Raw genomic sequence first — 13,761 nt, forward strand, 5'->3', positions numbered from 1 at the left:
CGTGGCTGCAAACCTTCGCCGTCTGGTGGAATCGATGCCAAAGTTAACACGACGGGATGAGTCAGGGGTGACCGCACCGGAACGGCCGCGCGGACCGCCCCCGGCCGGCAGTATCCGGGGGACAGCCGCCGACCACGGCGCGCACGCCGTTCGCCGTTGGGTGAGGTTTATGAGCATCGGAGCGAACTGTAGGATATGGACTTCGAGCTGCCGAACGAGCACCGGATGATCCGGGACACGGTGCGGGAGTTCTGCGAGGCCGAAATCGAACCCATCGCCCAGGAGATCGAGGACGAACACCGGTTCCCCGAGGAGGTGTTCGCGGAGCTCGGCAAGCTCGACCTGATGGGCGTCCCCGTCGCGGAGGAGTACGGCGGCGCCGGCGGCGACTACCTCATGTACGCGCTCGTGGCCGAGGAGCTGGGTCGGGTGTCGGGTGCCATCGGACTCTCCTACGTCGCGCACACCTCGCTGGGCGCCAAGCCCATCGAGATGTTCGGCACCGAGGCACAGAAGGAGGAGTGGCTCCGCCCGCTCGCCGAGGGGGAGGAGATGGGCGCCTGGGCACTGACCGAACCCTCGTCCGGCAGCGACGCCTCCGACATGGACACGACGGCGGAGAAGGACGGCGACGAGTACGTCATCAACGGGACGAAGCAGTTCATCACGAACGCCAACGTCGCCAACTCCGTGCTCGTCAAGGCCGTCACGGAACCCGGTGCGGGCTACGACGGCATCTCCACGTTCATCATCGACCCGCGGAACGACGACGGGTTCGAGGTCTCGGCCGTCTGGGACAAGATGGGGCTGAACGCCTCGCCGACCTGTGAACTCCAGTTCGATGACCTCCGGGTCCCGGAGGACCGCCTGCTCGGCGAGGAGGGCGAGGGCTGGATACAGACGAAGAAGACGCTCGACGGCGGCCGCATCAGTATCGCGGCCCTCTCGACCGGCCTCGCACAGGGCGCCTTCGAGGCCGCAAAGGAGTACGCCACCGAGCGCGAGCAGTTCGGCCGGCCCATCTCGAAGTTCGACGCCATCCGCGACAAGGTCGTCGACATGGACCGGAAGATAGAGCGGGCCCGCCTGCTCACCCACAAGGCCGCCACGAAGTACGACGCCGGCGAGAACGTCACGCGGATCTCCTCGCTCGCCAAACTGGACGCCTCCGAGGTCAGCCGGGAGGTCGCCGAGGAGGCCGTCCAGACGCTTGGCGGCTACGGCTACACGGAGGACTTCTCGCCGCAGCGGTTCTACCGCGACGCCAAGCTGATGGAGATCGGCGAGGGGACCAGCGAGATCCAGCATCTCGTCATCGGCCGGGAGCTCGGCCTGTAACGGCCAACTCGGGCCGACCGTCGTTCTCGGGGTGCGGTATCGTTCGATGAGCCCGGGAGTCGCGTCCACAGTCACCAGTACGGGTGCGTCCTCCGGCGTCGCCGTTCCGGTCCTCGGGTCCGTGTGAACCGATGGCATCGGTAGCCACAAGAGGTTTTCCCGACCCCCGGCGAACGCTGGTGTGCGGGTCCGGGTAGGGGAGGGCCCGCACGCCGTCTCCGACCCGCGAGCGACGGCCCCGGCCCGTCCCACCGCCAGCCGGTCACTCCGTCCGTTCCGGTCGCTCCCAGTCGTCGGCGAACGCGGCGTACCGGTGCAGGTCCACGCGCTCGCCGGCGACGAACGCCTCCCGCTCCAGAACCGCCTCCTCGTGATAGCCCGCCTTCTCCAGCACCCGCATCGACGCCGGGTTGTGGGCGTATGCGCTCGCGGCCAGTTTCGCCAGCCGCTTCTCTCCGAAGGCGTACTCGGTGAGCAGTCCGGTCGCCTCGGTGGCGTAGCCGCGGTTCCAGTGGTCGGGGTGGATCATGTAGCCGACCTCCGCGACGCCCCAGTTCTCGTTCACGTCGCCGTAGCCGATGACGCCGACCGGCTGCCGGTCGTCCCCCGTCGTCACGATGACGAGGTCCACACCGTCGCGCTCGTCCAGTGACTCGTACCACTCGCGCTCCGCGTGTTCCGTGACGGGGTCGCGGTGGGAGACCGTCCGCCAGACGCGCGGGTCGTTCACCGTCTCGCACAGGAACGGCAGGTCCTCGGGGGCCGGCGGTCGCAGGTCGACGGCGTCGCCGGTGAGATAACCGGAACCCATAGTCGGACGACGGGTCGGCGGGGGCTTGTCGGTTCGGGTTGCATGCGAATTGTTCACATGGAAGCGCGGCGCCCGGCACGACGGCGTCACAGCTTCGTGGAGTGGTACCGGTAGAGCGCCTCCCGTGCGAGTCCGACGAGGAAGCGGTCACCGCCGACCGCGACACCGACCAGCCCGGCGAGGAAGAGCAGCCACGCCACGCTGATGAGCGCGGCGGAGCCGGGTGGCGCGCCGGCCACCAGCCGCCGGGCGATCATGACGGCACCGTCGAGCGCGTCGACGAACCGGGGGTGGCCGAGGCCGACGATGAGCCCCCCGAGCAGTGCGGCGAGCCCGTGGACCGCGTGCCGTGCCGGGTCCGGGCGGTGGTGTTCGAGGAAGTTCACGAGCACGTCCCGGGCACCGAACTCCGGGGCTCGGCCCCGGCGCTGGCGGACGGACGAGACGGCCACCGCGACCGCCGGCGCCAGCCAGAGCAGGGCGGCGGAGCCGAGTCGGACCCGCTCGGGCGCGACATCCGCCGCACCGGCCAGCGGTCCCGCGAGCACCGGCGTCGCCCGGTGGACCACGAGCGCCACCAGCGCGAACGCGATGGTGGCCTCGAGATGGCCGTACTCCGGGTACCGGACCGTGAACGACGGCCGTTGCATGCGTGGAGCGCCGTCGGCAGGTGTCTCGAGCCCTCCAGCTACCCCACTCGGGGATCGGAGGCGGGAGGGAGCGACCGGGGAGCGGGGGGTCACCTGGTGCGGGCCCCGGGCGCTCGGAAACCGGCCGGCTGGGCAAAAACGATACGCCGAAAGGTCGGGCGCTCCCGGATACAGTATGGGAACGCCACTCGACTCACGCGAGGCGCAGGCCGTCGAGGTCGTCGACCGGCTGTACGACCGGTATCCGGAGCCGGAGATCTCGTTGAACTTCAGCAACCGGCTGGAACTGCTCGTCGCCGTCGTCCTCAGCGCGCAGTGCACGGACGAGCGGGTCAACGAGGTGACCGCGGAGCTGTTCGAGGAGTACCACTCCGCCGGGGACTACGCCGCGGCCAGCGAGGAGCAGCTCGCGGAGGACATCTACGGCATCACGTTCCACAACAACAAGGGTGGCTACCTGCAGGGCATCGGCGAGATTCTCGCCGAGGAGCACGACGGCGGGGTGCCCGACACGATGTCGGCGCTGACGGACCTCCCGGGCGTCGGCCGCAAGACCGCGAACGTCGTCCTCCAGCACGGTCACGAGGTCGTCGAGGGCATCGTCGTCGACACGCACGTCCAGCGCATCTCCCGGCGGCTCGGGCTCACCGAGGCGGAGCGGCCCGAGGCCATCGAACAGGACCTGATGGGCATCGTCCCGGAGGACGACTGGAAGGAGTTCACCCACCTGCTCATCAGCCACGGTCGGGAGACCTGCACGGCGCGGAACCCGGACTGTGCCGACTGCGGCCTCGCGGACGTCTGTCCGTCCGAGAAAGGCGATAGCGAGGTCGACCTCGCCAGCGGCGAGCCGTGGGGATGACCGACGAGAGTCGGCGCCCGCGAGCCCACACCGTGGGCATTCCACGGCGGCCCCGGGACGGCGGCGAGGAACTACTGGTCGAGCGGTACACCAGGGACGGGCCGTTCTACCGCCCCATCGGCGGCGGTATCGAGTTCGGGGAGCACAGCCACGAGGCGGTCGTCCGGGAGTTCCGCGAGGAGACCGGCTACGCAGTCGAGCCCCGGGCGTTCCTCGGGGTCTCGGAGAACGTCTTCACCTTCGACGGGACGTCCGGCCACGAGGTGAGTCTCGTCTACGAGGTGGCCTTCCTCGCGGACGAGCCGTACGAGTCCGAGACCATCACCGTCACCGAGGAGAGCGATGGCTCGACCCGCGAGGCCACCTGGCACACACCCGCGGAACTGCGGGTGTACGGCGAGCCGTGCTATCCCGAGGGGCTGTTCGACCTCCTCGGCGGGGCCGACCGCATCACCACGCCCTGACGTGTCCGATCGTGCCGGTCGGGGTCGGCCGCTGTCTGGCACTGCCGGCCGACGTTCGTGGTCGCCTCGTCGTATCCGCCCGGATCGGTCCATAATGGCTCGTACTGTGGCCTATTTTTCCAATCGCGGACATATATAGCGAATCGGGAAGATAACTGGGGAATGGCACTACGTGACCACGTACCGGAGCACGTAGCGTGAGAGCCCGGTGAGCCAGGCGATGAACCAGAAGAGCGTGTAGCCGAAGACGCCGACCCGCAGACGCGAGCGCCAGTGGGACATCCGGTCGGAACCGATCTCCTCCAGCAGGACGTCCTCGTCGTAGTCATGGTAGAGGTCGTGTTGCCACTTCGCCCGGAAGATGCGGACGATGCCGGTGAAGCCGAAGAGGAGGAACGCGTACGCGGTGAGGCCGATGAACGCGTGGACGGCGGAGTAGCCGCCGAACTGGGCGCTGTGTCCCCAGATGCCGAACAGGCGGGGGAACATCCAGCCGACGAGCGGGACCGTCGTCAGCGTCAAACCGGTGACGATGAACCTGAGATGGTAGGTGAGAACGCCCCAGGTCACCTGCTCGTTGTCGATCATGATCCAGGCGCCGTAGAGGAAGCAGGGGAGCGACAGCGTCACCGCGACGGCGACCAGCGTGGCGACGAGCGCGTCCGAGACCATCACCTCTCGGTACGGGGGGCGGTCGTTTCAGGCTCCCGATGCCGGAAGCCAGCCGGTAACCGCCGGCCACGTCGGAAACTGTTTACACCGGGCGACGCGTATGCAGGAGCAATGGCTGACTCCCGGTCGACCCCTGACGAGGCGACTGACGCCGACGAGTCGCGGGCGGCGGGCGAGGACGGCGACCCCGAGGCCGGGGTGGCGACCGAGGCCCGGGAGCCGGAGTCGGCGGCGGACGGCGAGGGGGAGGGGAATCGAGACGAGTGGGACGGCGAGGGGGACGAGGCCCCGGCGGGCGAACTCAGTACGGAGGAGCTCCGGGCCCAGGTCGAGGACCGGTACGACTTCGACGAGTTCAGCCCGGAGGACATGAAGCGGATGTCCCCGGAGGAGTGGGACGCCGCCTTCGACCCGGACTCGTGGATCACCGGCGAGGAGCTGATGGACCGGGTCGAGGCCGACGTGAAGGCGGCGGTCGTCCGGCGGGACGTGTTCGCCCGGGTCGAGCGGCTGTCGAACCCGGACCGCATCGTGGCCTACTCCGACGAGGGCTACGCCGTCGTCTACGGCGACGGTGGTATCGAGGGGTCGGGGACGGTGTTGCGGGACGTGAAGCCGGTCGTGGCGCTGTGCTCGATGGAGGAGTACGAGCCCTCGGCGATGCCGGACGGGGACCTGCTGCCGGACCCCATGGAGGTACCCGAGGGGAGCGGCGAGCAGGGCAACCTGATGCTCCAGCTGATCGCCGCCACGCAGGGTATCGCCGGGCTGGTCCTGCTCGGGGCGGGCGTTCTCGACGGGAGCCCGCTGCTCGTGGTCGCGGGGCTGGGGTTCCTCGTCATCACCTTCCTCCTCTTCTTCACCGTCGCGAACGCGAGGCTCTCGGATAAGTTCCGGGCCGAGGAGTACCGCAACCGACTGCGCGCGGTCGGACTCGATGGCGACGACCGCCCCGAGTTCATGGACGACCTGGTCGAGGACCACCCGGAACTGGTCGAGGGGGGCGGCGCCGGGGAGGAGGACGGGGAGCGGGCGGCCTGAGCGGGGCTCCGACCCGTTCGCTCCGGGGGGCCGGAATCCGGTCGTTACCGCGGTGTTGAGGATACCCCGGAACCGCACGAAGCGAGGCCGACGGCGCCGGGTTCGGTGAGTTTATACCTGTACGAACCCGATGGCGACGCGTATATGAACAGACGGGAGTTTCTGCGGACCGGTGCCGGGGCGACGGCGGTCGCCGCGGCGGCGTCCGCGAGCACCGCGGGCACGGCTGCCGCGGCCGAGACGACGGAGGTCGCCGTCGGCCCCGGCGGCAACCTCGTCTTCGAGCCCTCGAAGGTGTACGTCAAGCCCGGCGACACCGTCAAATGGGTCTGGGAGTCGGACAACCACAACGTCCAGGTCCTCTCGACGCCGGAGGGTGCCGAGTGGGCGGGTACCGAGGGACCGAAGACCCAGACGTACAACACGGGTCACGAGTACGAGCACACGTTCGAGACGAAGGGCACCTACGAGTACCAGTGCTTCCCGCACGCCCCCTCGATGGCCGGACAGGTCGTCGTCAACGACAGCGGCGAGGCACCCTCCGGCGGCGCGAACAAGGAGGCCGACCCCAAGCACATGGGCGTCCCCATCCAGGCACACTTCGTTGGCATCGCGACCATCCTGGCGATCTTCGTGTCGCTGATGTTCACGTTCTTCCTGCTGAAATACGGCGAGAGCCCGCACGCAAGCGGAGGGAACTGAGATGAGTTCAGGCAACAACACCTACGGCGCGATCCATCGGTACGAACCGCCCCGCGAGAGCACCGCAGCCCTCATCGGAATCGTCCTCCTGACGGTCGTGGAGGTCGTCTTCGTCGGCCTGTTCACCTACGGGTTGGTCGCCGGCTGGGGTGCCTCGGAGTTCGGAAACATGTTCCTCGGCGGGATGCTCGCGGTCATTTTCATCGACCTGGCGTTCATCCTGCTGCTCTACCGGAAGGAGTTCCTCCCGGACGTGATGATCGTCAAGAAGCGACGGCGCAAGTGGGAGGACCTCTACATCCGTGAGGAGGACATGTACGGGACCGACTCGCTCCCCGACGCCTGGGACTCGGTGAAGCGCGCGGTCTACCCCTACTACAAGAAATAATGAGCGCAGACGACAAGTACCCCGCAGAGAGCGGCCGACGGCGCTTCGTCAAGGGCGTGGTCGGGAGCGCGACGCTGGCCGGTATCGGGACCGGTTCGGCCGTCGCGGTCAACACGGCAACCTCCGCGTCGGGTGCCGGTGGTGGTATCACGCAGTACTTCGCCATCGAGAACACCGACGGCCCCGCGCCGCGGGGGATGCCGCAGGTGCCCGTCGAGAAGAACTCCGACGGCGAGTTGGCCGGGATCTGGCCCGACACCGTCAAGGACGGCGTCGCGGTGATGGAGCTGGGCGGGTCGACCTACTCGTCGGCGGCGTTCCAGTACTGTGGCGTCCAGACCTACCCGGGGGTCGATCCCGGCGCCGACCAGAACAACGTGTTCAAGGCCGCCGCCTCCCCGCCGTACGACTGGCAGGAGGACGAGTTGGAACCGGGCGACCCCATCACGGCGGACCTGTTCGAGGACTTCGAGGAGTGGAACGGCGGTATCGGGAAGGCCGGGCTCGGCAAGCCCGCGATGGCCAACTGGCGCTCCGAGGACGTCGAGCCGGCCTCGACCATCCCGGTGCAGGTGCTCCGGTCGCCGCGGATCATCGAGATGCGGGAGGACCCGCCCGAGGGCATCGACGGGGACTGGCTGCGGGCCTCGACGACCGAGGACGGGTTCATGGCCTGGGTCGACAAGTGCACGCATTTCTGCTGCGTGCCGGCGTTCAAGGCCTACGAGGGCAGCGCGAAGTTCGGCGGCGAGGACGCGGTCTACTGCCAGTGCCACCAGTCCGTCTACGACCCGCACAGTATCGTCCGGAAGTCCTTCGTGGCGCTGCCGCGCCCGGAGAGCTGACGGGTCCGGGAACCACGGCTATAAGTCGGGTCAGCACGTAACGGGCGGCAGACGAGAACCACGGAAAACGGGAGACAGGAACACAACATGAGCCTGGAACGCAAAGACGAGTTCGACCACGAGGGTTGGATGAAGGAGCGGGACCTGACTCCGATAGAGACGATCTATCTCACCACCCTCATGTGGCTCGACAAGCGGCTCCGCATCGTTGATTACCTCGAACTGCTCGAGGACCTGTACTACAAGATCAACATGCAGATGCCAAAGAGCCACACGGAACAGTACAACCTGGACAACAAGTTCTGGTACTGGTACCCCCTGTACGCGCTCGGCAGCTTCAGTACCATCGCCTACGTCGTCGCCGCCATCTCGGGGGCGCTGCTGGGCTTCTACTACTCGCCCGCCACCACGGGCGACCCGAGCACCGCGTACAACTCCATCACGTTCATCATGACCGACCTCCGCTTTGGCTTCTTCCTGCGGAGCCTCCACCGGTGGTCGGCACAGGTGATGGTCGCGGCGGTGTTCCTGCACATGCTGCGCGTCTACTTCACGGGCGCGTACAAGGAGCCCCGCGAACTCAACTGGATCATCGGCATCGTCCTCATCTCGCTGACGATGGTCTTTGGCTACACGGGCTACCTACTCCCGTGGGACCAGCTGGCCTTCTGGGCCGGGCAGATCGGGGTCGAGATGGCGTTATCAGTGCCGTTGGCGGGTGAGTGGGTGGCCCAGCTGCTGTTCGGCGGGTTCACCCTGAGCCAGTCCACGTTGCAGCGGATGTACATCCTGCACGTGTTCTTCCTGCCGTTCGTGGCGACGGCGCTGATCGCCATCCACATCGGCATCGTCTGGATGCAGGGCATCGCGGAGCCACACTAAGACAATGAGCGAGAACGAATCCACCACGGACGGGACCGGATCCGAGCGAGAGGCCGCCACGGACGGCGGGAGGAAGGCCGCCGACGGCAGCGGCATCGTCGCGCCGGACGACGAGACGCCCACGTGGCGCGAGCGGAAGGAGCGCACGCAGGGGCTCTCGCAGCTCACCTACGAGTACTTCGAGCGGGCCCGCCGCGAGGACCAGGACCTCCGGACCGAGAGCGACTACGTCGAGCGCGACGTGCTCGCCTTCCCGGTCTGGCCCCACGAGATGATCCGGAACCTGGCGCTGACGAGCTTCTTCGTCGGCATGATCATCTTCCTGGCGGCGGCGCTACCGCCTCATATCGGGGCGCCGGCGAACCCGTCCCAGACCCCGGCGGTCATCCTGCCGGACTGGTATCTCTACTGGTCGTTCGGCCTGCTCAAGCTGGGGCCGCTGAACCCGGACCTGGCGCTGCTGGGCGGCCAGAAGCTGATGGCCGACCGGACGTACGGCGTCGTCGCCAACCTGGTCGTCGTCGGGTTCATCGCCATCGTGCCGTTCCTGAACAAGGGTGCGGCCCGACGCCCCGTCGAGCAGCCGTTCTGGGCCGCGGTCGGCGTCTTCGGCGTCATCTTCGCCGCCACCATCAGCGCGCTGTCGGTGAAGAACCTCATCCCGATGGACTCGCATCTACTCTTCGACCTGACCTTCCTGCTGCCGTTCGTCGGCGGCTTCCTCACCTACGCGGTGCTGAAGTCCATGCGGGAGGGGTACATGTTCGAGCTCAACCGGCGCTACTACCGGCTTCGACCGCCGAAGTAACGCCGACCCGCGGTCGGCGTCTTCCCGTTCTCCGTGCGCTCCATCCGTAGTCCTGTGACCGTTCACGCGGGCCGAACTCTCAATCCTCAAGTGCGTTGCTCGTCTACGGGCGCTAATGACCGAGCAGGACGAGGCCGGAACCGAGGCGGCGGCCGCGGCCGAGGGCGAACCGGCGCCTGACCACGCGCCCGACCCCGAGGCCGAGGCGGGCCCGTCCGTCGGCGACGCGGAGGTCGACCCGGAGGGGGCCGGCGGCCGGGACGTGGTGGTGCCGCTGGCGCTGTACAAGCGCATCACCGTCTTCTCGACGCTGTTCGCCGTGGTCGCGGTGCTGGCCGGCTTCCTCATGCTCGACGCGGCGACGGGACGCGCGAGCCGCCAGCTGAGCGAGGTGAACGCCGGGCTGGCGGTGGCCGGCCTGTTGAGTATCGGGGCCGGGGCGGCGGTCTACGCGTTCTCGACGCGTTTCCGGACGCCGGGAATGGGAAACCCTAAAGACGGCGAAAGCTAAGCGCGGGTATGGCAGACGAGTTCGCCAAGGGCTTTGGCATCCTCGTGACCGCGGGGCTGGGCTGGCTGACGCTGGCCGGTTGGTACAACACGCCCGGCTTCGAGGACACACAGCTCATCGCACCGGACCCGGCCGCGGCCAACTTCTACGACACCGTGGCCATCCTGCTGAAGGACGGCCTGTTCTGGTTCGCCATCCTCGGCGCGCTCACCTTCTGGATCGTCATCCCGGCGATCCGGCAGGCCCGCGAGGCGTACGAGGGCCGGGCCGAGAACTGAGGACGGGCCGTCACGGGACGGGACGTAGAACTGCTGGAGCCCGCATTCTTCATCTACTTCCGACGTAATCAGAACACCGCACGGTTTAGCCATCTACCTCGGCCGTTGCGTCGTGAGAACGCGGCAAGCGTGATCGTGACCGCACACACGTCTGCGGCGCGGGTTCGCTTCCCCCTCGGTCGGAGCCGGCAGGGTCGGGCGAGGGACGGACGGGGGTCAGCGAGCGGACCGTCAGCCCCGCCGACCGGTCGATGGCCGAGGGCGGCCGGCCAGCGAGATCATTCGTCATCGAGGGGCTCAGGTCTCGCGCTCCACGACGAACCGGGTGAACTCGGCCAGCTGCGAAGCCACCTCGGGGTCGAGGTCGGCGTCGTCCAGGTGGTCCCGGGCGGCGACGGCGAGGCCCTCGGCCTGATCGCGGGCGTACCCGACGCTCCCGGTGGCCTGGAGGATGTCGATGGCCTCCCGGACCTCGGCGTCGGTGTTGTCCTCGGCCCAGAGGATGTCGGTGAGCCGCTCGGCGTCGGCCCGGGCGGCGTTGTTGACGGCATGGATGACCATCAGCGTCTTCTTGCCCTCGCGGATGTCGTTGCCGACGCCCTTGCCGAAGTCGCCGCCGGCCTCCATGGCGTGTTCGACGTCGAGGATGTCGTCGGCGATCTGGAAGGCCACGCAGAGCTCCTCGGCGAAGCGGGCGACGGCGACCTCGTCCTCGCGGTTGTCCGTGATGATGGCCGCGAGACGGGCGACGATGCGGCCCAGGGCGCCGGTCTTGCAGGCGCACATCTCGAGGTACTCGTCCTCGTCGATGCCGACCTCGCGGGCGTTGTGCCAGCGGATGTCCATCCCCTGGCCGAGATGGGTCCGGTTGAGCTCGTGCATCAGCATCTCGTAGGCCGCGAGCCGCGTCTCGGGGTCGAGCCCGGCCGGGTCCCGGGTGATGAGCTTCAGCGGGAGGAAGTACATCGCGTTGCCGGCGTTCAGCGCGACGTCGACGCCGTACTCGTGGTGGAGTGCGGGTTCGCCACGGCGCATCGTGGCGCCGTCCTCCACGTCGTCGACGATGATGGTGCCGTTGTGGAGTATCTCGGGGATGCAGGCGTACTGGAGGTAGTCCCGTGGCGCCTCACCGAACCCGTCGACGAGGACGAGCAGGAGGACGGCACGCCAGCGCTTGCCGCCGCGATCGAGCAGGTCCCAGATGGGGTCGGCGAGCGCGCGCTGGACCGCTTCCGGGTCGTAGCGGTAGGCCGCGGCCCCGAAGTAGTCCGAAAGGTAGTCGTCGTCGATCTCGCGGGGGAGCAGCTCCTCGATGGTCTCGTCGATGACCGGCCGCCACTCCGCGAGTGCCTCGCGCATGGACAACGAAATCCGGGACCGGACTAAACCCTTGCGCGTCACCGGTAGCCGACCGGGAGCCACGCGCCGAAACCGTCAAGCGATACGCGGCCGCCACGTCTGCATGGAGTACGACGGCGCGACCGACTGGATCGGGGAGACGTTCGTCAGTGATGCCGGCTGGAGACATATAGAGCGGCTGGTCGACATCGGGAACCGGATGGCCGGCAGCGACGGGGAGCGGCGGGCGGCCGAGGCCACCCGCGACGCGCTGGCCGAGCACGCCCGGAACGCCCGCATCGACGAGTTCGGGATACAGGGGTGGGAGCGCGGGACGAGCGCGGTCGAGACCGACCACACCACGCACGAGGGGCACGAGGTCATCGCGCTGCCGCGCTCGCCGTCCGGAGTGGCGACCGGCGAGCTGGTCGATCTCGGCCACGGGCTGCCCGAGACGTTTGAGGACGCCGACGTGGAGGGCCGGGTCGTCATGGCCGACAGCCACGTCCCCGACTGGTACGACCGTACCGTCCACCGGCGCGAGAAGTACTACCACGCCGTCGAGGGCGGGGCCGCCGGGTTCGTCTTCCGGAACCACGTCGAGGGCTGTCTCGCGCCGACCGGGAGCGTCGGGACCCCGGACGACCCCATCGGTGCGATCCCGGCCGTCGGCGTCTCGAAGGAGGTCGGGGCGCGGCTGGCGCGCCGGGCCGACGGGGAGCGCGTGACCGTCAGCACGGACTGCACGGTCGGCGACGCCACCTCTGGGAACGTCCACGCCGAACTCGGGCCGGACACCGACGAGCGCGTCCTCGTCACGAGCCATATCGACGCGCACGACATCGCGGAGGGCGCCATGGACAACGGCGCGGGGACCGCGATGGTGGTGGAGCTGGCGCGGGCGCTCGCCAGCCGCGAGGCCGACATAGAGACCCGGGTGGAGTTCGTCTGCTTCGGGGCCGAGGAGGTCGGCCTGTTGGGGTCGCATCGCCACGCCGACCGGGTCGACCCCGACTCCGTGCGTGCGGTGGTCAACAACGACGGGGTCGTCCGCGGCCGGACGCTGGCGGCGTACACGCACGGGTTCCCGGAGCTGGAGGCGGCGTTCGAGCGGGTCGCGGAGCGGTTCGACCACCCCGTCAGCCTGAACCCGGAGCTCGGCCCGCACAGCGACCACTGGCCGTACGTCACCCGCGGGATTCCCGGGACCCACGTCCACGCCGAGACGGAGGGGCGCGGCCGCGGCTGGGGCCACACCGCGGCGGACACGCTGGACAAGCTCGAGTCACGTGACATGCGCGAGTCGGCGGTCCTCCTGGCCGAACTGGTCGTCGACCTGGCCCGGGCCGGCCGTGACCTGCCGCGGCGGGCGCCGGCCGAGATTGCCGCCGACGCCGCCGAGCAGGACCTCGCCGAGGGGCTGCGCGTGACGGGTGACTGGCCGGAGCCGTTCCCGGACCTGCGGTGAGCGGGCCCGCTCCGGAAGCCGGGCGCCCGCGGGACGGTGATCCCCGACTGCGGGCGATTGGAAAGTTTGAAACGCGCATACGACGGAACACCGGATATGGCCGAGCCACTCGTCAACCTGTTCGGTCCCGTGGACACCCTCCTGGGACCGTACATCGAGTACGTGCTGCTGGCGCTACTGGTCGTCAACATCGGCGGCCGGGCGCTGGAGTACGGGCAGATAAAGAGCCAGGTGGCGCAGGGCGGCGCCGGGGCCGTCACGCGGCATCCACTCCGGGTCGGGACCAACTTCCTGCTCATCGTCGGCGCGTTCTACTACATGACCGTCCATCATCACGGCGGGCTGGTGTTCTCGACGCTCGTGCTGGGGCTGTTCCTGACCGACCTGTTCGAGTTCGAATCCCGGAAGGTGGAGGCCCGCCGGCAGATCGAGGTCGAGCGCCCGAAGGGCGCCATCGCCGCCTCCATGCTCGCGCTGCTGTACATCGCGTACCAGACCCTGTTCTTCGTCATCGCGCCGGTCTGGAACGCGGTGGTCTGACCGGAGCGTCCCCGCCCGCCGCTCGGCGTCGGCCTCGACACATCGAGGAGACCGTCGTCCACGGGGCGACCTCTCCGGGAGGGTATGACGCCACTGTCCGACCGTTCCGGAGATGAGCGACGAGGGCGTCCTCCGGCGAGTAGGCGTGGTCGGCGAAGGGGGC

General features: G+C 68.7%; 17 protein-coding genes. 13 read left to right on the plus strand and 4 right to left on the minus strand.

From position 1 onward, the window contains the following. The first annotated feature begins 195 nt into the window (after positions 1-195). Positions 196-1,338 (plus strand): acyl-CoA dehydrogenase family protein, encoded by a 1,143-nt coding sequence (locus DP107_RS00005; protein ID WP_144260087.1) that lies wholly within the window; start codon positions 196-198, stop codon positions 1,336-1,338. Between the two features lie 262 nt (positions 1,339-1,600). On the opposite strand, the gene DP107_RS00010 is transcribed toward DP107_RS00005, so the two are convergent. Both DP107_RS00010 and DP107_RS00015 read right to left on the minus strand, forming a co-directional pair. Then, positions 1,601-2,149 (minus strand): GNAT family N-acetyltransferase, encoded by a 549-nt coding sequence (locus DP107_RS00010; protein WP_144260088.1) that lies wholly within the window; start codon positions 2,147-2,149, stop codon positions 1,601-1,603. A gap of 86 nt (positions 2,150-2,235) precedes the next feature. After that, entirely contained in the window at positions 2,236-2,799 is a 564-nt protein-coding gene (locus tag DP107_RS00015; RefSeq protein ID WP_144260089.1) for a hypothetical protein, read from the minus strand. 175 nt (positions 2,800-2,974) lie between these two features. Here DP107_RS00015 and nth point away from each other — a divergent pair, with 175 nt between their 5' ends. After that, positions 2,975-3,661: an endonuclease III gene (gene nth, locus DP107_RS00020; RefSeq protein ID WP_144260090.1), complete on the plus strand. Its 687-nt coding sequence runs from the start codon at positions 2,975-2,977 to the stop codon at positions 3,659-3,661. After that, positions 3,658-4,125: an NUDIX hydrolase gene (locus DP107_RS00025; protein WP_144260091.1), complete on the plus strand. Its 468-nt coding sequence runs from the start codon at positions 3,658-3,660 to the stop codon at positions 4,123-4,125. The genes nth and DP107_RS00025 overlap by 4 nt, the downstream gene beginning before the upstream one ends. 168 nt (positions 4,126-4,293) lie before the next feature. Here the strand turns inward: DP107_RS00025 and DP107_RS00030 are convergent, their stop codons facing one another. Further along, entirely contained in the window at positions 4,294-4,797 is a 504-nt protein-coding gene (locus DP107_RS00030; protein WP_144260092.1) for a DUF7321 family protein, read from the minus strand. A gap of 111 nt (positions 4,798-4,908) precedes the next feature. Here DP107_RS00030 and DP107_RS00035 point away from each other — a divergent pair, with 111 nt between their 5' ends. The 8 genes from DP107_RS00035 to DP107_RS00070 all read left to right on the plus strand — a co-directional run bounded on the left by DP107_RS00035 (position 4,909) and on the right by DP107_RS00070 (position 10,252). Beyond that, positions 4,909-5,838, plus strand: a complete 930-nt coding sequence (locus tag DP107_RS00035) for a DUF7319 domain-containing protein (protein WP_144260093.1) — start codon at positions 4,909-4,911, stop codon at positions 5,836-5,838. Between the two features lie 144 nt (positions 5,839-5,982). Continuing rightward, positions 5,983-6,540 (plus strand): plastocyanin/azurin family copper-binding protein, encoded by a 558-nt coding sequence (locus DP107_RS00040; RefSeq protein ID WP_144260094.1) that lies wholly within the window; start codon positions 5,983-5,985, stop codon positions 6,538-6,540. Between the two features lies 1 nt (position 6,541). After that, entirely contained in the window at positions 6,542-6,928 is a 387-nt protein-coding gene (locus DP107_RS00045; protein ID WP_144260095.1) for a DUF7318 family protein, read from the plus strand. After that, complete coding sequence (locus DP107_RS00050; protein ID WP_144260096.1) at positions 6,928-7,773, plus strand: Rieske (2Fe-2S) protein; 846 nt, start codon at positions 6,928-6,930, stop codon at positions 7,771-7,773. The genes DP107_RS00045 and DP107_RS00050 overlap by 1 nt, the downstream gene beginning before the upstream one ends. 87 nt (positions 7,774-7,860) lie before the next feature. After that, positions 7,861-8,655 (plus strand): cytochrome b, encoded by a 795-nt coding sequence (locus DP107_RS00055; protein WP_144260097.1) that lies wholly within the window; start codon positions 7,861-7,863, stop codon positions 8,653-8,655. Positions 8,656-8,659: 4 nt separating this feature from the next. Further along, entirely contained in the window at positions 8,660-9,463 is an 804-nt protein-coding gene (locus DP107_RS00060) for a cytochrome b family protein (RefSeq protein WP_144260098.1), read from the plus strand. 115 nt (positions 9,464-9,578) lie between these two features. Continuing rightward, a complete protein-coding gene (locus tag DP107_RS21345; protein WP_394348505.1) occupies positions 9,579-9,974 on the plus strand; it encodes a DUF7315 family membrane protein in 396 nt (131 codons plus the stop codon). A gap of 8 nt (positions 9,975-9,982) precedes the next feature. Beyond that, a complete protein-coding gene (locus DP107_RS00070) occupies positions 9,983-10,252 on the plus strand; it encodes a DUF7314 family protein (RefSeq protein ID WP_144260099.1) in 270 nt (89 codons plus the stop codon). Positions 10,253-10,549: 297 nt separating this feature from the next. Here the strand turns inward: DP107_RS00070 and DP107_RS00075 are convergent, their stop codons facing one another. Continuing rightward, on the minus strand, positions 10,550-11,611 hold the full coding sequence (locus DP107_RS00075; protein WP_144260100.1) for a polyprenyl synthetase family protein: 1,062 nt from the start codon (positions 11,609-11,611) through the stop codon (positions 10,550-10,552). A gap of 103 nt (positions 11,612-11,714) precedes the next feature. Between DP107_RS00075 and DP107_RS00080 the strand changes: the two genes are divergently transcribed. Then, the gene (locus tag DP107_RS00080; RefSeq protein ID WP_144260101.1) at positions 11,715-13,058 is read left to right on the plus strand and encodes a M28 family peptidase; all 1,344 of its coding nucleotides are present in this window, start codon (positions 11,715-11,717) and stop codon (positions 13,056-13,058) included. Between the two features lie 96 nt (positions 13,059-13,154). Next, on the plus strand, positions 13,155-13,598 hold the full coding sequence (locus DP107_RS00085) for a DUF7313 family protein (protein ID WP_144260102.1): 444 nt from the start codon (positions 13,155-13,157) through the stop codon (positions 13,596-13,598). The last annotated feature ends 163 nt before the right edge of the window (positions 13,599-13,761 follow it).

Origin of the sequence: Haloglomus irregulare, assembly GCF_007421925.1 — an archaeon.
Taxonomy (GTDB): domain Archaea; phylum Halobacteriota; class Halobacteria; order Halobacteriales; family Haloarculaceae; genus Haloglomus; species Haloglomus irregulare.